Source organism: Gilliamella bombicola, assembly GCF_900094945.1.
In the GTDB taxonomy this organism is placed as follows: Bacteria; Pseudomonadota; Gammaproteobacteria; order Enterobacterales; family Orbaceae; genus Gilliamella; species Gilliamella bombicola.
Window position 1 is genome coordinate 1 of the sequence record NZ_FMAQ01000022.1, and the last position, 17,879, is coordinate 17,879.

Below are 17,879 nucleotides of genomic sequence, written 5' to 3' on the forward strand. Positions count from 1 at the left end.
CCAGCTTAATGCAACAGGAAAATTATTAAACTCATCACGGTATATGGCACCTAAATTATATTGGGCTTTAGCCAATCCTTGAGCCGCGGCTTTTTCGAACAGTAATCTGGCTTTGGTATGATAGCCTTTATGCAATAGGGCATCTTGATAATAAATTTCCCCAAGGCTATTTTGGGCATTGGCATCACCTTTATCGGCCAGTTTGGTACAAATAGCGATATTGGCTTCATCTTTTTTTAGTGGCAAACATTTTGTATTGGTTTTAGCAGCACTAGGCAATGATAACCCAACTAACATAATCAATAAAAGGGATAATTTGGTGTGCGCTAACATAGAGTATTCCAGTTGATTGTTCGATAAAACATCAGTTTATCATAAAATATTTCTAGATAAAACAGACCATTAATGCCGAATAGCCTGGCACTGAAGATGAAATTTAAGTAGCGATTTACTACTGGAAATAGCCGCAAATTTTCACAACCAAAGCTGAATTTATTCTTCAATAAACAACAGATTTTTAAGGTAATGGGATATTTATGCAGAAACTTATGCAAGTTCATTTATTAAATGCATATTTCGTTTATAAAAAGATTAATACTCTTCAAAATAGTTTAGTTTTAGAGATCTGTTTATTTATATTGAAAGGTCTTAGCCAAAAAGACTTATATATTCCTCATGGTTTATGGTGTTTAGAAGAATAATATAAGTCATAAATTATTTACTTGATAATAACACGTTCACTTGATGTAGCATGCTTAATTTCACCTAATAACCACGCTTTTTCACCATGGTTATTTAGTAAGCTAATTGCTTTATCGGCTGACTGTTTAGGTAATGCGATAATTAAACCGACACCACAGTTGAAAGTTCGGTACATTTCGTGACGGCTAACATTGCCTACTTGTTGTAGCCAATTAAAGATGGCTGGCCATTGCCAACTTGCTTCATTAATGACTGCTTGAGTATTTTCAGGTAAAACACGAGGAATGTTTTCCCAAAATCCGCCACCTGTAATATGGGCAATGGCGTGCACGTCAACTTGAGCGATAAGATCAAGAACAGACTTAACATAGATCTTCGTTGGTGCAAGTAAGTGATCGGCAAGTGGTTTGCCATTTAGCTTTTCGGTAGCAGGGTTTACGCCACTGACTTCAATAATTTTACGTACTAACGAATAGCCATTAGAATGAGCGCCGCTTGATGCTAATGCAATTAATGCATCACCGTCTTGCACTTTGCTACCGTCGATCATAGCTGATTTTTCAACGACACCAACACAAAAGCCGGCCAAATCATAGTCGTTGCCGTGATACATGCCTGGCATTTCGGCCGTTTCACCGCCTACTAAAGCACAGCCTGATTGTTTACAACCTTCGGCAATGCCAGTTACTACAGTGGTGGCTACATCGACATTAAGTTTACCGGTGGCATAATAATCAAGGAAGAATAAAGGTTCAGCACCTTGTACAATTAGATCGTTAACACACATTGCCACTAAATCAATACCAATCGATTCATGGCGGTTTAAATCCATGGCAAGACGTAATTTAGTACCCACACCATCAGTGCCTGATACCAAAATAGGTTCTTTATATTTTTGTGGAATAGCACACAGTGCGCCAAAGCCACCCAGTCCACCCATAACCTCAGGTCGCTTGGTTTCTTTAACGACAGATTTGATGCGATTAACAAGTTCATTGCCAGCATCAATATCGACACCAGCATCTTTATAACTGAGAGATTTATTATTTGACACAGCAAGCAATCCTTACAATAGAAAGTGGGCTACTATTTTAGCAAGGATGAAATTTAATGGCGATTAATTATTTACAAAATAACCAATTAATTAAAGTTGCTAATTATTTTCAAACCAACTTTCTAAAATAATAATGGCAGAAGTTGCATCTACATGGCCTTTTTCTAGTGCACGATAACCCCGTGAAGCAAAAATATGGGATTTTGCTTCAACGGTCGATAACCGCTCATCTTGTAAATGTACTTGATAACCAAATCTACCATGCAGGCGGTTAGCAAATTTACGTGCTCGTGCAGTTAATGGTTGCTCGGTTCCATCCATATTTAAAGGTAGTCCAACGACTAAAAAATCCGGCTTCCAGTCATTTAACACTTTTTCGATAGCTTGCCAGTTAGGAACGCCATCGCGCGCTTTAAAAGAGCACAAAGGATTGGCTGTTTTAGTAATATCTTGACCAATAGCCGCTCCAATACTTGCTGTGCCAAAATCAAATGCAATAATTGTAGCCATAGGTTATGCATTACCCATTTGGTGTGACATAGTATTGATATTGATACCAAGTGATGCGGCTGCTTTTTGCCAACGTTCGTCAATAGAAACTTCATAAATAATTTTAGGATCAGCATTTGTTACCAACCAATCATTACGAGCAATTTCGCCTTCAAGTTGTAATGATTGCCAGCTAGAATATCCTAAAGCCAAAAAGATATTTTGCGGTTGCTCGGGGGAGCCGATTGATTTAAGCGCATCAAGTGAAGTGGTAATCATCACATCATCTGAAATCTGAATGCTAGAAGCAAACTCTTGTTGAGGTGTATGCAAAATAAACCCTTGCTCTTCAGCAAGTGGACCGCCACAAAACACAGGATGCTCTAATTCAGCACAACTTTTGGGTGACGTAATTTCTAACCGTGTAAGAACGGTTTCTACATTGAGCTCAACAATCGGTTTATTAATCATAATGCCCATGGCACCATCGCGGTTATGTTCGCAAATATAAATAACAGAACGACTAAACAACGAGTCATCCAATGTTGGCATAGCAATAATAAAATGATCTTTTAAATTCATAATCTCACATCTAGGTAACTTTTATAATGCACATTTGCCAATTTTAACGTTATGTTCAACATGACAGCGCATTAATAACTCAGGCTCATTGGTTTCTTCATTGATCGATTCTGAAACAATATCGAAATTCTGAGCAACATAAAAATCAATCGCCGCAGTATTCTTTTTATAAACATGTACTAATAGTTCATTGTGGCGCTGTTTGGCTTTATTAACTAACGCTTCACCGACACCTTGATGACGGTAATTTTGATCAACAAACAGTCCTGAAATATAGTTTTCGGTTAAACCAATAAACCCTTTTATGCCGCCAAGATCCTGCACGTATAAAGTGGACATTGGGATTAGCATTTTTACTAAATCATAATTTTGTTTAAAAAATTCAGGATCGATAAAGTCATGAGCTTGCAAATTACCTTGCAACCATATTGTCATAACGCTGTTTAAATCTTCGGGTTTATATTCTCTAATCATTGTTTAACTCTTTTTATTTAGTCGATGTTCAATTGCGTCCATTAACATACCGGTGATTGACAGATCAGGGTTGGCTGCTTCAATTTCGCGAACGCAAGTTGGGCTGGTAACGTTAATTTCGGTTAACTTATCACCAATAATATCAAGTCCTACAAACAAAAGGCCTTTTTCTTTTAAAACTGGCGCGATACTTTTAGCTATATGCCAATCACTTTCACTTAATGCTCTCACTTCTCCATGCCCACCTGCAGCAAGGTTACCACGCGTTTCGCCTTTTTGTGGGATTCGTGCTAAACAATAAGGTACAGGTTCGCCATCAACGACTAAAACACGCTTATCACCGTCTTTAATGGCAGGAATGAAGTTTTGTGCCATGCAATAACGCGTATTATGTTCAGTTAATGTTTCAATGATTACTGAAACATTAGGATCGTCTTGTTTGATTCTAAAAATCGACGATCCCCCCATACCATCTAACGGCTTTAAAATAATGTCATGGTGTTTTTGAAAAAAAGCTTTAATTTGTTTTGTTTGGCGTGTAACTAGCGTTTGTGGTGTAAATTGTGCAAACCATGCCGTAAACAGTTTTTCGTTACAATCACGCAGACTTTGTGGTTTATTGACCACTAACACACCTTTATCTTCGGCGCGCTCTAAAATATAAGTAGCATAAATAAATTCGGTATCAAAAGGCGGATCTTTACGCATTAAAATCGTATCAAGGTCACTGAGTGGAATGGTCTGTTCTTGCCCAAGCTCGAACCAATGATCTTTATCGTTATAAACTGTCAAAGAACGAGTTGTGGCATAAGCTTCGCCGGTGTCTAAAAAAAGGTCGTTCATTTCAATATAAAAAAGTGCATAACCGCGTTTTTGTGCTTCAAGCAACATGGCGAAACTCGTGTCTTTTTTAATATTGATATGACTAATTGGGTCCATAACAATACCAAGTTTAATCATGGTAACTCCTTACTGATTCTTTGGGTTTTAGCGAACAATGATTGATAACGCGTATTATCCTATACTTGTTTACTGGGTTAGTTTGAACATGCGATAGTTAGTGTTTTAAATCACTATTAAAAGTGTGCTTGCAACTATCATACTCGTTACAGCTTAAGATGCAAAGCAAACATTAGTAATGTCGGGCTAATTTTCTCTATCGCAATAGAGTAAGCAATACGATTTTACCTTATCCTAAATCACCAAAATGTACTTGCAAAGCGGTTAGGGCAGTGAGTGCTGCTGTTTCGGTACGTAACACGCGTGGGCCAAGCAAAATATCAGTGAATTGATAATCATGTGTCATGTTAATTTCACTATCTGACAAACCACCCTCTGGGCCAATTAATAGACTAATATCCTGCTTACCACTAGGTAATTGCTTAACGCCATGTTTGGCTTTAGGGTGCAAATTTAAGCGTAACTGTGTTGTTAAACTGGCGCACCAAGTTTCAAGTTTGATTACAGGATGGATGATGGGTATGACATTACGACCACATTGTTCACAAGCTGAAATCACGATCTTTTGCCATTGTTGGACTTTTTTATCTAACCGTTCGGCATCCAATTTAACCCCACAGCGTTCAGAAAGTAGGGGCGTAATACTACTAACGCCTAACTCTACTGACTTTTGAATCGTAAATTCCATTTTTTCACCGCGTGATATTACTTGCCCCAAATGGATATCTAATGGTGATTCGCGATTGTCTAAAATGGATGAAGCTGTTTTGACTGTCACCGATTTTTTATGAACATCACAGATAACTGCTGGAGTAATTTGATTTGTTCCATCAAATAGAGTGATTTCTTCGCCCACTTTCATGCGCAATACACGAATAAGGTGGTTAAACGCATTATCATCTAGGGTAATAAGGCTATTTTGAGCAATCGTAAAAGGTTGAAAAATTCGCGTCATAATTGCTAGTATCTTAAAATATATTGCAATAAATTATAGCGTAATTTATCAAGATTCGGTAATCTCTATTTAAATAAACTAGGATTTTGGAATCTAGCATGAATACATACAGCAAAGATAGGGTATTAATTGAAGGATTAACTGTTCTAACTACCATAGGTGTTTACGAGTGGGAAAAGACCATCAAACAAAAACTCATACTTGATCTAGAAATGGCATGGGATAATAAACCCGCAGGTGAAAGCGACAAAGTATCGCTTTGTTTGGATTATTTCTTAGTTAGCCAAGCGATCACCCAATTTATTGAATCAAACCAATTTGAATTGATCGAAACGGTGGCGGAGCAGGTTGCTAAATTAATCATACAAAAATTTGCGGTACAATGGCTAAAAGTTAAAGTGTCTAAACCTAGTGCAATTGCTAATGCTAATAATGTTGCGGTAGTGATTGAACGTGCGGCGCATTAAAACAACTGACTAGTTGAAAAGACGATAACCATGACAAAACTTAAACAAGATTTAACGACTAAAAAAACACGTCAAACAGCTAAAGGCTTTCGGTATAATGGATCGTTTAAAATTAAAATAGGCGAATTTATACGTTGGCGTTTAACGCGTAGAGTATTACCACCTAAAGCGGGTTATTACGCTTTTAATCAATCATGGTTTGAACCAATAGATCTTAATTTGCCTGATGATAGGGTTTGGTGGATTGGTCACTCGACAACCTTAATTCGTTTAAGTGGTAAAATGATATTGACTGATCCAATCTTTTTTAAACGAGCTTCGCCATCGCAATGGATTGGTCCCAAACGCCGAACACCGCCAGCTTTAAGCATCAAGCAATTACCACAAATTGATTTTATTGTCATTTCACACAACCATTATGATCACCTTAATTATCATAGTATTCACCAATTACTTGCACGTTTCCCTAATATTGTGGTGATGGTTCCTTTAGGGTTAAAAAGAACCTTACTAAAATGGGGAGCTAAGCATGTTATTGAATTAGATTGGTGGGATTGTGTGACGATTGATGGACTTCGCTTTTCGGCCACTCCTGCTATACACTGGAGCAATCGTAGCTTGTTTGATGTAAATAAATCCTTGTGGTGTGGTTGGGTGATTCAATCTAATATTGATAATCAAAATCAATCAAAAACGGTATATTTCATGGGCGATACCTGTTATTCTTCTGAGCTAAAAGAGATTGCTAAACACTTTCCATCAATTGATCTAGCATTAATTCCTATTGGCGCTTATGCACCACGTTGGTATATGCAATCACAACATATTGATCCACAACAAGCCGTACAGTTATATGACGAGCTCAATTGTCATTGTGCAATAGCCATCCATTGGGGAGCATTTGAGCTAGCCGATGAATCATTAGATGATCCCCCGCAATTGTTACACGCTCACAAAGCCGAACGTTGTTTTAACCTCATAAAAATAGGCGGCAGCCAAGCTATTAATCGTATTGATTCTAGAGTAAAATAGCTCAAATAAAAACAAACGTAATATGGTTATATTATATGTTTGCAAAAAGGAGGACGAAATGAAATCTGCCATTATAGGTTTATCTTGTTTAGTGTTCAGTTTGATATTAGTTGGTTGTGGCGGCAAAAACGACCAAGGCAAAACCTACCATTGGTCAAAAGCTCACGGAGTTTTAGAAGATTGTCGTGGTGTAATGAATAAATCACAACAATGTGAGACTAATTCAAATAACCAACAATATCTATTCAAAATCGACAGATACTAATATGAGTGCTTGGCTTATTTACGCGCTACTTTCTGCTATAACAGCAGCAAGTGTTGCTATTTTGGGAAAAATCGGCTTACAACACCTTGATGCAAACACCGCAACCGCTATTCGTGCTATTGTCATGGCCATTTTTTTAGTTGGTGTTGTGGTTATACAAGGAAAGCTCAACCTTATCAATACCTTTTTTAACGACAAAAAAGCTTTACTCATTATTGCGCTTAGTGGTATTGCGGGGGCACTATCTTGGCTGTTTTACTTTATGGCAATTAAAGAAGGCAAAGTGTCACAAGTTGCGCCAATTGATAAATTAAGTGTTGTTTTTGCGGTCGTGTTTTCCGTAATTTTATTTGGCGAAAAGATCTCGTTGTTAGCGGGGATTGGTGTTGCCATGATTGCAGCTGGCGCGATATTAGTTGCACTATTTTGATAGTTAATAGTGCATTAATCTAAACATAGGCTACTTTAGTAGCGCATTAAACAGCTCAACAGTAACTAGTTCACCTTTAGCAACATTGCCCCGTTCTTGTTCAAGCACAATAAAACAGTTTGCTTGGTTAAATGACTGCGTAATATGAGAACCTTGCTGCCCAGTTGTGCTCACTTCTAATTCACCCTGTGCATTGATTTGTAACACACCACGTTGAAAGTCCAACCTACCAACGCTTTTTTTAAGATTTGTTGCTGTTTTAACTTTAAAGCTCAACTCCACGGACGAATCTTCAAGCCCTGAAAGCGCTAAAATCAACGGTTGCACTAATTGGTAAAATGTCACCAAAGCCGAAACAGGATTACCCGGCAAACCACAAAATAGTGCATTGCCAATTTTACCAAAGGCAAATGGTTTGCCTGGTTTTATTGCCATTTTCCAAAAGTTAATTGTGCCCAACTCTTCTAAGGCCGCTTTGGTATAATCGGCATCACCGACCGAAACTCCCCCACTGGTTACCACCAAATCAGCCTGACTTGATGCTGTCATCAACGCTTGTTTAATTTGGATGGGATCATCAGCAATAATACCCAGATCAACCACCTCGCAGTTAAGCTTGCTTAATAATAATTTTAACGTAAAACGATTGCTATCATAAATAGCACCATTGCCCGATAATGGTTCACCAATAGGGGTTAATTCGTTACCAGTTGATAAAATAGCTACTTTCAACTTTCTAAACACAACAAGCTCACCAATGCCTAATGTTGCCAATGTTGATAGAGTCGGTATTGTTAATTTCGTTCCTTTGTTGACAGTGATTGCATCTTGTTTAACATCTTCACCCATACGACGGATATTATCGCCGGCTTTCACCTCTCTTAAAAAAGTGATACCCAAATCTGATTTTTCGGTCTGCTCTTGCATAACAACCGCATCAGCATCATTTGGCACTGGAGCCCCCGTCATAATGCGCAAACAGGTGCCTTTTGGCCAATGAAGATTGCTTATATCATCACCAGCAAAAATCGCGCCCGCTTGTGGTAACAACGTAGATTGCTTAAGATCAGCTAACCGAACAGCATAACCATCCATTGCCGAATTATCGAATCCAGGCACATTAATAGGCGAAACCACATTTTCAGCGGTGATCCGATCTAGCGCATCAAATAACCCAACCTTTTCGCTAGTTAGTGATTTTATGGTGGATACGCTTTGCAGTATTTGTTGTTTGGCTTGTTGAAAAGTGAGTAACATAAAAGTTAAATATCCTTATGTTTATCAGTCCACTACAAATTAGTAGATTTGACAAAATTTATAGGTAACCCATATAACAACGTCGCCAAAAGGCGACGTAAAATTATCAATTACACATTAAATAAGAAATTCATAATATCGCCATCTTGCACGACATACTCTTTACCTTCAGCACGCATTTTGCCCGCCTCTTTAGCGCCTTGCTCACCGCCATATTTAATAAAATCATCAAAAGCGATGGTTTGCGCACGGATAAAGCCCTTTTCGAAGTCAGTATGAATTTTGCCTGCTGCTTGTGGCGCCGTATCACCAATCGAAATCGTCCATGCTCGAACTTCTTTAACACCTGCGGTAAAATAAGTTTGCAGGTTAAGTAAGCTGTATCCAGCGCGAATCACTCGATTTAAGCCTGGTTCGGTTAAGCCTAAATCTTGCATAAACTCGTCACGATCAGCATCATCAAGCTCAGCAAGCTCTGCTTCAATTGCCGCACAAACTGGTACCACAACAGCTTTTTCTTGTTCTGCTATTGCTTTGACTTTATCTAAATAAGGATTATTTTCAAAACCGTCTTCATTGACATTTGCAATGTACATGGTTGGTTTTAATGTTAAAAAGCTAAGGTATTTGATAGCTTCAAGTTCTTCTTTGCTAAAATCCAATAACAACAGTTTCTTACCTTGTTCAAGATGAGGCAAACACTTTTCAAGGATTTCTAGTTCAAATTTAGCGTCTTTATCGCCACCTTTAGCACGTTTTTGTAGGCGTGTTATTGCCCGTTCGCAAGCTTCAAGGTCGGATAGGGCAAGTTCGGTGTTAATAATTTCGATATCTTCAGCAGGATCTATTTTGCCTGCGACGTGAATAATATTGTCGTTTTCAAAGCAACGCACAACATGACCGATTGCTTCGGTTTCACGAATGTTAGCTAAAAATTGATTACCAAGTCCTTCACCTTTCGACGCGCCTTTAACTAAACCAGCAATATCAACAAATTCCATGGTTGTTGGCAAAGTGCGTTGTGGTTTAACAATTTTAGCCAGCTCATCTAAACGTGGATCGGGCATTGGCACAACGCCAGTATTTGGCTCGATAGTACAAAACGGAAAGTTAGCTGCCTCAATGCCTGCTTTAGTTAGTGCGTTAAAAAGCGTTGACTTACCTACATTCGGTAATCCGACAATCCCACATTTAAATCCCATACTGTTTGTTACCTTTTATCATAAAATGTTATAAAAATTGCGGGGGATTATATCAAATAACGCACTTTGTACCAATGATCTTATTGCTGATTTTACTTTGTTTAGTAATTCAATCGTAACGCTTTACTATTAGCTTGGTAAAATTATTCTTCTAACATCAATCCAATTTGATAAAGCTGATTCTTTTTTAGCCCATGAATTTCGGCCGTGATCGCAGCGGCTTTTTTAAGGGGTAACTCTTTTTGCAATAACTTAAGGGTATTAATGGCTTTTTGATCAACATCATTCTCTGTTTTTGCATGACCTTCAACAATCAAAACAAATTCGCCTTTTTGCCGATTGGCATCCTCGTTTAGCCATGCAATAAGCTGATTTACGGTAAAGCTGACGATGGTTTCCCATGTTTTGGTGAGTTCTTTGGCCAACACAACACGCTTATCGGCGCCAAAAACGGTTTGCATATCTTGTAACGTATCTAACAAACGGTGGGTTGATTCATAAAAAATCATGGTACGTGGCTCATCGACTAATTGGGACAAACTATCTTGCCGAGCTTTACTTTTTGCTGGCAAAAAGCCTTCATAACTAAATTTATCAGAAGGCAACCCAGCAACAGACAATGCCGCAATAGCAGCACAAGCACCGGGAATAGGGACGACCTGAATATCATTATCACGGCAAGCCTTAACCAAATGATACCCTGGATCATTAATTAGTGGCGTACCGGCATCTGAAATTAAAGCAATAGACAAGCCGGATTTTAATTTCTCAATCAGAAGATGAGACTTTTCTTGCTCATTATGATCATGCAAAGCAAACAGCTTCGCCTTAATGCCAAGATGTTGTAAAAGTAGACCGCTATGGCGAGTATCTTCAGCCGCAATAAGATCAACGCTTTTAAGCGTATTGATTGCTCTAAGCGTAATATCATCTAAGTTTCCGATTGGTGTTGCAACGATATATAAAGTCATTATTTTAAATCACATTAAATTTTTATAGAAATACGGTAAAGATACTGTACGAAAGCCTATTTTATTGTATATACTCATTACTTTCAAAATAAATCCGACAAAGCAAACGAAATAGCGAACATCCCAAGTGCAAAAATGACTAACTAATAGCAAATTTCCTGCATATAACTTTCGCTTACAGATTGATTAATAAAGGATTTAAAAAAGAATCAAATCACATAAATAAAAACAAACAAATAGTGGTGTAATGTCAAATTAATATGCATACTCACGGTTATTAATCACTAAAATAGACTAATAAAATTGATGAGAAAAGATAATCAGCTAAAAAATATCGATTATATTAGGCAAATTATTGATGAATTTGTTGATTTAATCGATAAGTAATCAATATAATAATTTTTTTGATAATAACTTATTTGATAATAGCTTTTTGCTGTAAAAACGCTAAAATGTGCAAATAGAATGCTATTGAACGCAAATTAGCCAAAAACAAAATTCACGAATGAAAGGTGTTGCTTTGAAAAAAATACTGACATTAAGTTGCTTAAGTTTGCTGATTGCTGCTTGTACACAAACTGAGCAGGCCGAAATTGAAGACATTTCTGGCGCAGGTGGACCATCAACGTCCTCTGTCTATACTAAACCACCAGCTAACATCTCAACAGGGGGAAGAATATCTTCTACTCCTACTACTTATAATCCACCTTCATCAACACAGACGGCGGTAACAAACACACAAACAGCTCATACTACTAATAATGCCAACAACAACAGCCACCATGGCACGGTAATTAGTAACGAGCGCATTGTTTATAACCGTAATTATGAAGATATTCCTAAAGGGGGATATAAAGGCGACACCTACACAGTTAAACGTGGTGATACCTTATTTTACATTGCGTGGGTAACAGGTAATGATTACCGCTCATTAGCGGCTAAAAACAACATCAAAGAACCTTTTGCTGTTAATGTTGGACAAGTGTTAGACGTCAGTGGGGGAACGGTTGTTGTAACCCAAAAAACCACAACAAATCACACAACATCAAACAAGGCCAATAAAGATGACTCAAGCATCGCGGCAAGTCAGGTTAAAACCAAACCAACAATAACTAAAACAACAACGACTTCGGTTACCACCACGGATCAAAATCAACAACCAACTACGACCGAAACAACCGAAACAGTTACTGAACCATTAGATTCAGCTAGCAGTATACCAACTACAACTCCTCCAAAATCAAATGTCGCTAACATTGCATGGCAATGGCCATCAAAAGGTAAAATTATTGAAAAATTCTCAAGTGCAAGCAAAGGTATTGATATATCGGGTTCACTTGGCGACAAAGTGATGGCAGCGGCAGATGGACGAGTGGTGTATTCTGGCAATGCGTTGCCGGGGTATGGCAATTTAATTATCATCAAACATAACGATGACTACTTAACGGCTTATGCGCACAACCAATCTATATTAGTTAAAGAACAACAAACCGTGCGTGCAGGTGAACAAATTGCCACAATGGGGGCAACAGGTACCTCGTCGGTTAGATTACACTTTGAAATTCGATACAAAGCGCAATCAGTTGATCCGTTAAAATACTTACCAAAATAGCAAGCGTTTTGCGTTAATCGATTAACGCAAAACCAATGGATATGCTCAGCAACAGCTAAGTCTATCCATAAAAGAACAGGATATACTAAAATTAAATCTACGTAATAAAGGAGTTATACTCATGGCTGTAAAAAAATTAGTGCTAATTCGACATGGAGAAAGTGTTTGGAACCAAGAAAACCGTTTTTGTGGTTGGACTGATGTTGATTTATCTGACAAAGGTAACAAAGAAGCGGCTGAAGCAGGTAAATTGCTAAAAAAAGAAGGTTTCACATTTGATTATGCCTACACATCAGTATTAAAGCGCGCTATTCACACATTATGGCACGTTTTAGACGAAGTTGATCAAGCATGGTTACCGGTTGAAAAAAGTTGGAAATTAAATGAACGTCACTATGGTGCATTACAAGGTTTAAACAAAGCTGAAACAGCAGCAAAATATGGTGATGACCAAGTAAAATTATGGCGTCGTGGCTTTGCAATCACTCCACCAGCACTTGAAAAATCAGACGAACGCTTCCCTGGTCACGATTCTCGTTACAGCAAATTACCAGAATCAGAACTACCATTAACCGAAAGCTTAGCATTAACCATCAAACGCGTATTACCTTACTGGGAATCAACTATTGCCCCACGTGTAGCTAAAGGTGAGCGTGTTATTATTGCCGCTCACGGTAACTCACTACGTGCATTAGTAAAACACCTAGATAATATCAGCGATGACGACATCATTGAACTTAACATCCCAACAGGTGTGCCATTAGTGTATGAATTTGATGACAACATGAAAGTTATCAAACACTATTACCTAGGCAACGCAGACGAAATCGCGGCAAAACAAGCAGCGGTTGCAAACCAAGGTAAAGCAAAATAATTATTTCTTAAACAAACAAAAAGGTAGGTTATTTAACTTACCTTTTTTATTATCTGCATAATGGCTTTTTATTCATCCATTTTTATTGACTGACTTATTTTAATTTTGAGAGCGTTATTTTGTCTAAGATCTACTATATATATGGCGTAATGAATGCCGGCAAATCTACCGAATTACTTCAAATTGACCACAACTACCTAAGTAACAACATGCAAACGTTACTGCTTAAATCATCGGTTGACACGCGTGACTCCGCAGTTGAAATCGTCTCGCGCTTAGGGTTACGCAAAAAAGCGTTACAGCTTGATGACACAACGGTTGATAGCATCATAGAGCACATCAAACAAAGCAACTACGCTTGCATACTCATTGACGAAAGCCAATTCCTGTCACGCAACACCATCTGGAAACTCTCTGATGTCTGTGACGAACAAGGCGTACCCATCATGTTTTTTGGTATCAAAACCGATTATATGGGACATTTATTTGAAGGTTCAAAAACACTACTCGAAATTGCCGACAACTTTAGAGAGCTCAAAACCGTATGTTGGTGTGGAAAAAAAGCCACCATGATCTTATTAGAAGGTGAAGACGGACAAATTGTAAAATTTGGTAACTCCATCCATCTTGGCGACAGCGAATACCACTCAGTATGCCGAAAACATTGGAAAGCAGGTCAAATAAGACCTAAAAGCTGATCTTTTTATATATTTCACACTTATTCCTACATATAGACTACATTTATCAGTGAGCCTATAGGATAGTGAAAAAGTGTGAATAAACTCAACCCAATAAACAACTAGCTTCCCCCCTAATTTATATATTATTAATGCAATAACCATGTTCGTAACTATCTGCTACTTGATTCACTATCAATAGATAGGTATAGTCAATCCTTTCATAGCAAGCTTTAGTATCGCTTATTTTTTTAAAGTATCATTTGATTGGTTAACTACTTAAAATAGTGATTAACAATTTTTATTGCAATTTGATATTAATAAAGGAACCAACATGACACAACAGCGGATAGTGATTGGCATTAGTGGCGCAACCGGGTTTGCATACGGAATAAAAGCCCTAACGCTTTTAAAACCACTCAACATCCAAACACACTTAGTGATCTCAAAAGCGGCACACATCACGCGTGCTCACGAAGTGCCCGATCTAAGTTTAGCTCAAATCGCATCACTGGCCGACAAGGTCTACCCGGTTAACAACATTGGTGCTGCCATTGCAAGTGGCTCATTTAAAACTATGGGCATGCTAATTGCCCCTTGCTCAATGCGCACGCTTGCCGCCATAGCACAAGGCCTATCTGATAATTTACTGACTCGCGCTGCCGATGTTGTATTAAAAGAACGCCGTCGCTTAGTGCTAATGGTCCGCGAATCGCCTTTTAACCTAGCACATCTAAAAAACATGGAAATAATCACCCTTATGGGCGGCGTTATTTGCCCACCTGTGCCTGCGTTATATCAACATATTAACAGCATTGATGACATCATCACCCACAGTGTTGCCAGAGCGCTCGACTTATTTGGAATTGATATCCCAACACTACCACGCTGGGGTGAAGACCTGCACCTAAATAACAAACCCGAATAACTCGCACAAGCCCAAACTATGCAAGCCGATCCTAAAATCACCAAATTTATCAAAAAGAACCATGTATTAACGCTCAGTGTCATCTTACCCGACAACACCCCATGGGCATGTAACACCTTCTATGTGTTTAATGAACAGCTAATGCACCTATATCTTCTTTCCGAACTAAAAACCCAACACGCCAAAGCCATGATAATGCACCCTCAGGTGGCAGGAACAATTAGCATCACACCCAAAACCATCGCACAAATCCAAGGCATCCAATTCCAAGCTAAAGCAACCCAATTACAAAATGAACAAGCCGAACAAGCCTATAGGCAATATTATCGAGCGTTCCCTTTTGCAAGAGTCATCAAAGCGCCGATTTGGGCATTAGAACTGCAAAGCATAAAAATGACCAACAACTTGTTAGGATTTGCTAAAAAAACGCATTGGGTAAAACAACAAAACAGATAAAATAAAAGATCCTTCGTCCACCCTGAAAAAGTTTGGGGTGTTTTTTTGTTAAAAAACAACGTAATTACCATCCAAAAAGTGGTCAGGAAAGGTATTGATTTTATTCAATTTTTTATTTATTGGTTTTTAGCCAAAAACCACCACCTAAAACTATTCCCCAAAGCACACACACATAAGCTGACTCATCCTTTAACAAAACTTTACAAATTTTTAACAAAAAAGGTAGCGCGTTATTACTCAGGCGGTTATAATTTAAGCGCTTTCAAAGCAAGGGAATGCTCGTTAGTCGAGCAGTTAATCATAAAAAATATAAATAAAACAAAAAATTACTTGACAGGATGATCGAAATGCGTTACCATTTATGGCATCTGGCATCTGGCATCTGGCCTGCCAAACCTACGCCCAAAATCTTTTTCAATTTCACCGTAGTCTAAATCAGACACAGTTCTTATTTTCATCAGCGAAGTCATTTCGCGTAGCGAAATGGACGCCGTCATCGAGGTTTTTTCAGGCGATGTTTTCGTCGGGTCCTTCGACGACATTCTCGGAAACCTCTTTGGTCAGGTCATCGGCCACATGTTCGGCAAAATTATCGTCGATATCCAAGTGGTTATTAGGGCCGCCATTGCTATCCAAACCTCCATTATGGTTTAGACCTTCATTGTTATCTAAATCGGCATTGTTCTTCGTGGTATTGTTGTTATTGTCATATACACAGGGTTCTGTGGCATTAACGGCACATACATCAAGAGCAATTGAAGGTAGTGCGCCGTATTTAACATTCGACGGCGGTCGGACAAAGGTAACGGATACAGATAGTTTATTGTATATTAGGTTACAGGATGGAACAAGGTACACACCGTCAACTAACCCATCAAGTTCAAGAAATCCAATAAGATTACCTTATGCAGGAAGTATTTTGCATGATATAGGTATGTTGGTGCCATCATCAGTCAGTCAATCCAATGGTGCCTATACAGTGAGTTTAAGTGATTTGGTCACAAGGTATAATTATTGGCGTGATGATGATGGGGATGAGCCGGCTGTGAATGGTATATCAGGGGATATATCGGTATCGTTTACGGACAAAAATGGCAATACCGTCAGTCGTATTGATAGATTAAGTAAATGTCGTGCACCTTATAAGGTAACATTAAGAAGTACAGGAGGAAGTTTAACTACTCAGTATGGAGTGCCAAGGAGTAGTAGTTTTAGTGGCGCTACGGTGGATTATTATATCAATCCGTATGAGGATACTGGTAGTTGTTATTTTGTGCAGTACGCATTGCCGAATCGCATCTGGGGCAGAGACGAACACGCAGGCCCATCTTGGATATGGAGTTATGATTCTGGTTTTCGAACTCAGTCAACTGATCCATCTTATTACTATGAAAATTTCCCTACAACGGGGGCAGATGGTTTGTATTTTGACTTAGCGATGCCTACTGGAGTTAATGCAAGTCAGTTGACATGGTCTGTTGTCACGGATGGTGATATAACAGCTACAGTCGATCGTGGTAGGGTAACATTGCATGGTCCTAGGGCGAGTAGTGCTCAGATAAATTCAGATAATCCTAATCCTCTAGATGTACCAGATTTGCCACAGAAGTTTGAGTTGGTGGGTAGGGATAGTCGAGGTAATGAGGTGAGGTATGGATTTGTGTTAAAACAGTGGTTCGTCAATCGGGGTAATAAAGATGATACTAAAGCTAACCAATCCACTTGGTGTAGTAGTTTGGGTTATCATTTGCCACAGATGAAGGACTTGTTTCATTTTGGCTGCATTGGTCTGGATGGTCTGCCTTGTTCTGGTACTCGTAATAATTACAGGCGTCTTATAGGTTGCGGATTTTTCGGGGAGTGGGGCGCCATGGGCCACTACGCTGGTGCGGGCTTCGGCTACAGGTACTGGACGGGTGAGGCGGCAGGTAGCGATGGGTTCATTGTCAGCTCGTACCTCGGCACCGCTTCCAGAGTCAGTGCTTCCGGCAGCAACCATGCTGTTTGCACCGCACCTTAGTTTTTAGCGTTTATTCCTTAATCCTTGGGCCGCGGGGGCGGTTGTGGTGCCTGAGAGGACAATCTAACAAAGAATAGAGCCCCCGCGTCAGTTGGGGCATTTCCCTTAGGGTTGCGCTGTTGCGGCGAAGCCACAATCGCGCCGCCCCCGCCGCCGACGACGCTGAAAGTGTCGATGGCAATCCTAGTGGATAATGCTGTGGCGGTTTAAATTTGTGGTCTATTTATAGTACGGCAAGGTTTCGGACGTTTTGACCTTGGGTGAACAAAATAGCCACAGTGACCACGTCCGAGCAAAGGGAATTAAAGCGAATTCCCTTTGCAATCCCACGCTTTGGCTACAGAATGTGGCCTACGGCACTACTCGTATCATCCTGATACTCGCCTCTACGAGGCCATCTTCGCTGTGCTCAGATGTTCAAATTTGTTCCAGACAAATTTGTCCGCCGCTGCCGCTCGGTCTTAACGCACCG

19 protein-coding genes and 1 pseudogene are annotated in these 17,879 nt (G+C 39.1%); 10 read left to right on the top strand and 10 right to left on the bottom strand.

Annotated features, from left to right (window positions below; all coding sequences use genetic code 11):
- From GA0061081_RS10730 to rsmE, 7 genes and pseudogenes are all read right to left on the bottom strand, one after another.
- Nucleotides 1–333, bottom strand: a pseudogene (locus tag GA0061081_RS10730) (hypothetical protein); the annotation flags it as partial.
- 385 nt (nt 334–718) lie between these two features.
- The gene (gene purM / locus GA0061081_RS10735) at nt 719–1,756 is read right to left on the bottom strand and encodes a phosphoribosylformylglycinamidine cyclo-ligase (RefSeq protein WP_091350875.1); all 1,038 of its coding nucleotides are present in this window, start codon (nt 1,754–1,756) and stop codon (nt 719–721) included.
- 99 nt (nt 1,757–1,855) lie between these two features.
- Entirely contained in the window at nt 1,856–2,266 is a 411-nt protein-coding gene (ruvX, locus tag GA0061081_RS10740; RefSeq protein ID WP_091350877.1) for a Holliday junction resolvase RuvX, read from the bottom strand.
- 3 nt (nt 2,267–2,269) lie between these two features.
- Nucleotides 2,270–2,827 carry a YqgE/AlgH family protein gene (locus GA0061081_RS10745; RefSeq protein ID WP_091350879.1) on the bottom strand — a complete coding sequence of 186 codons (558 nt, stop codon included), beginning with the start codon at nt 2,825–2,827 and terminating at the stop codon, nt 2,270–2,272.
- Nucleotides 2,828–2,848: 21 nt separating this feature from the next.
- Nucleotides 2,849–3,301: a GNAT family N-acetyltransferase gene (locus GA0061081_RS10750; protein ID WP_091350881.1), complete on the bottom strand. Its 453-nt coding sequence runs from the start codon at nt 3,299–3,301 to the stop codon at nt 2,849–2,851.
- A 3-nt stretch (nt 3,302–3,304) separates the two neighbouring features.
- Complete coding sequence (gene gshB / locus GA0061081_RS10755; RefSeq protein ID WP_091350883.1) at nt 3,305–4,261, bottom strand: glutathione synthase; 957 nt, start codon at nt 4,259–4,261, stop codon at nt 3,305–3,307.
- A 229-nt stretch (nt 4,262–4,490) separates the two neighbouring features.
- Nucleotides 4,491–5,216, bottom strand: a complete 726-nt coding sequence (gene rsmE, locus GA0061081_RS10760; RefSeq protein ID WP_091350885.1) for a 16S rRNA (uracil(1498)-N(3))-methyltransferase — start codon at nt 5,214–5,216, stop codon at nt 4,491–4,493.
- A gap of 98 nt (nt 5,217–5,314) precedes the next feature.
- On the opposite strand from rsmE, the gene folB reads away from it, so the two are divergent.
- Genes folB through GA0061081_RS10780 form a run of 4 tightly spaced genes read left to right on the top strand, consistent with a single transcriptional unit; the run spans nt 5,315 to nt 7,410 of the window.
- Nucleotides 5,315–5,683 (top strand): dihydroneopterin aldolase, encoded by a 369-nt coding sequence (gene folB / locus GA0061081_RS10765; protein WP_091350887.1) that lies wholly within the window; start codon nt 5,315–5,317, stop codon nt 5,681–5,683.
- Between the two features lie 30 nt (nt 5,684–5,713).
- Nucleotides 5,714–6,715 (top strand): MBL fold metallo-hydrolase, encoded by a 1,002-nt coding sequence (locus tag GA0061081_RS10770; protein WP_091350888.1) that lies wholly within the window; start codon nt 5,714–5,716, stop codon nt 6,713–6,715.
- A 58-nt stretch (nt 6,716–6,773) separates the two neighbouring features.
- Nucleotides 6,774–6,980, top strand: a complete 207-nt coding sequence (locus GA0061081_RS10775; RefSeq protein WP_091350890.1) for a hypothetical protein — start codon at nt 6,774–6,776, stop codon at nt 6,978–6,980.
- A 1-nt stretch (nt 6,981) separates the two neighbouring features.
- Nucleotides 6,982–7,410, top strand: a complete 429-nt coding sequence (locus tag GA0061081_RS10780) for an EamA family transporter (RefSeq protein ID WP_091350892.1) — start codon at nt 6,982–6,984, stop codon at nt 7,408–7,410.
- 30 nt (nt 7,411–7,440) lie between these two features.
- Here the strand turns inward: GA0061081_RS10780 and moeA are convergent, their stop codons facing one another.
- The 3 genes from moeA to rsmI all read right to left on the bottom strand — a co-directional run bounded on the left by moeA (nt 7,441) and on the right by rsmI (nt 10,840).
- On the bottom strand, nt 7,441–8,667 hold the full coding sequence (gene moeA, locus GA0061081_RS10785) for a molybdopterin molybdotransferase MoeA (RefSeq protein ID WP_091350894.1): 1,227 nt from the start codon (nt 8,665–8,667) through the stop codon (nt 7,441–7,443).
- Between the two features lie 110 nt (nt 8,668–8,777).
- Nucleotides 8,778–9,869, bottom strand: a complete 1,092-nt coding sequence (ychF, locus tag GA0061081_RS10790) for a redox-regulated ATPase YchF (RefSeq protein ID WP_091350896.1) — start codon at nt 9,867–9,869, stop codon at nt 8,778–8,780.
- A 143-nt stretch (nt 9,870–10,012) separates the two neighbouring features.
- Nucleotides 10,013–10,840 carry a 16S rRNA (cytidine(1402)-2'-O)-methyltransferase gene (gene rsmI, locus GA0061081_RS10795; protein ID WP_091350898.1) on the bottom strand — a complete coding sequence of 276 codons (828 nt, stop codon included), beginning with the start codon at nt 10,838–10,840 and terminating at the stop codon, nt 10,013–10,015.
- A gap of 505 nt (nt 10,841–11,345) precedes the next feature.
- On the opposite strand from rsmI, the gene nlpD reads away from it, so the two are divergent.
- From nlpD to GA0061081_RS10835, 6 genes are all read left to right on the top strand, one after another.
- Nucleotides 11,346–12,452: a murein hydrolase activator NlpD gene (gene nlpD / locus GA0061081_RS10800; protein ID WP_091350899.1), complete on the top strand. Its 1,107-nt coding sequence runs from the start codon at nt 11,346–11,348 to the stop codon at nt 12,450–12,452.
- 121 nt (nt 12,453–12,573) lie between these two features.
- Nucleotides 12,574–13,326 carry a 2,3-diphosphoglycerate-dependent phosphoglycerate mutase gene (gene gpmA / locus GA0061081_RS10805; protein ID WP_065637836.1) on the top strand — a complete coding sequence of 251 codons (753 nt, stop codon included), beginning with the start codon at nt 12,574–12,576 and terminating at the stop codon, nt 13,324–13,326.
- Nucleotides 13,327–13,445: 119 nt separating this feature from the next.
- On the top strand, nt 13,446–14,024 hold the full coding sequence (locus GA0061081_RS10810) for a thymidine kinase (protein ID WP_141683378.1): 579 nt from the start codon (nt 13,446–13,448) through the stop codon (nt 14,022–14,024).
- 313 nt (nt 14,025–14,337) lie between these two features.
- Complete coding sequence (locus GA0061081_RS10815) at nt 14,338–14,931, top strand: UbiX family flavin prenyltransferase (protein WP_091350901.1); 594 nt, start codon at nt 14,338–14,340, stop codon at nt 14,929–14,931.
- An 18-nt stretch (nt 14,932–14,949) separates the two neighbouring features.
- The gene (locus GA0061081_RS10820; protein ID WP_091350903.1) at nt 14,950–15,387 is read left to right on the top strand and encodes a PNPOx family protein; all 438 of its coding nucleotides are present in this window, start codon (nt 14,950–14,952) and stop codon (nt 15,385–15,387) included.
- A 361-nt stretch (nt 15,388–15,748) separates the two neighbouring features.
- The gene (locus tag GA0061081_RS10835; RefSeq protein ID WP_141683379.1) at nt 15,749–17,407 is read left to right on the top strand and encodes a hypothetical protein; all 1,659 of its coding nucleotides are present in this window, start codon (nt 15,749–15,751) and stop codon (nt 17,405–17,407) included.
- Nucleotides 17,408–17,879: the final 472 nt, after the last annotated feature.

Bases quoted from the DNA above. Each gene is read 5' to 3' on its own strand.
- GA0061081_RS10835 (WP_141683379.1), top strand. From the start codon at position 15,749: ATGGCATCTGGCATCTGGCATCTGGCCTGCCAAACCTACGCCCAAAAT.
- GA0061081_RS10775 (WP_091350890.1), top strand. From the start codon at position 6,774: ATGAAATCTGCCATTATAGGTTTATCTTGTTTAGTGTTCAGTTTGATA.
- gshB (WP_091350883.1), bottom strand. From the start codon at position 4,261: ATGATTAAACTTGGTATTGTTATGGACCCAATTAGTCATATCAATATT.
- GA0061081_RS10780 (WP_091350892.1), top strand. From the start codon at position 6,982: ATGAGTGCTTGGCTTATTTACGCGCTACTTTCTGCTATAACAGCAGCA.
- rsmE (WP_091350885.1), bottom strand. From the start codon at position 5,216: ATGACGCGAATTTTTCAACCTTTTACGATTGCTCAAAATAGCCTTATT.
- nlpD (WP_091350899.1), top strand. From the start codon at position 11,346: ATGAAAGGTGTTGCTTTGAAAAAAATACTGACATTAAGTTGCTTAAGT.
- rsmI (WP_091350898.1), bottom strand. From the start codon at position 10,840: ATGACTTTATATATCGTTGCAACACCAATCGGAAACTTAGATGATATT.
- folB (WP_091350887.1), top strand. From the start codon at position 5,315: ATGAATACATACAGCAAAGATAGGGTATTAATTGAAGGATTAACTGTT.
- GA0061081_RS10815 (WP_091350901.1), top strand. From the start codon at position 14,338: ATGACACAACAGCGGATAGTGATTGGCATTAGTGGCGCAACCGGGTTT.
- ychF (WP_091350896.1), bottom strand. From the start codon at position 9,869: ATGGGATTTAAATGTGGGATTGTCGGATTACCGAATGTAGGTAAGTCA.
- gpmA (WP_065637836.1), top strand. From the start codon at position 12,574: ATGGCTGTAAAAAAATTAGTGCTAATTCGACATGGAGAAAGTGTTTGG.
- ruvX (WP_091350877.1), bottom strand. From the start codon at position 2,266: ATGGCTACAATTATTGCATTTGATTTTGGCACAGCAAGTATTGGAGCG.
- GA0061081_RS10820 (WP_091350903.1), top strand. From the start codon at position 14,950: ATGCAAGCCGATCCTAAAATCACCAAATTTATCAAAAAGAACCATGTA.
- GA0061081_RS10745 (WP_091350879.1), bottom strand. From the start codon at position 2,827: ATGAATTTAAAAGATCATTTTATTATTGCTATGCCAACATTGGATGAC.
- GA0061081_RS10770 (WP_091350888.1), top strand. From the start codon at position 5,714: ATGACAAAACTTAAACAAGATTTAACGACTAAAAAAACACGTCAAACA.
- moeA (WP_091350894.1), bottom strand. From the start codon at position 8,667: ATGTTACTCACTTTTCAACAAGCCAAACAACAAATACTGCAAAGCGTA.
- GA0061081_RS10750 (WP_091350881.1), bottom strand. From the start codon at position 3,301: ATGATTAGAGAATATAAACCCGAAGATTTAAACAGCGTTATGACAATA.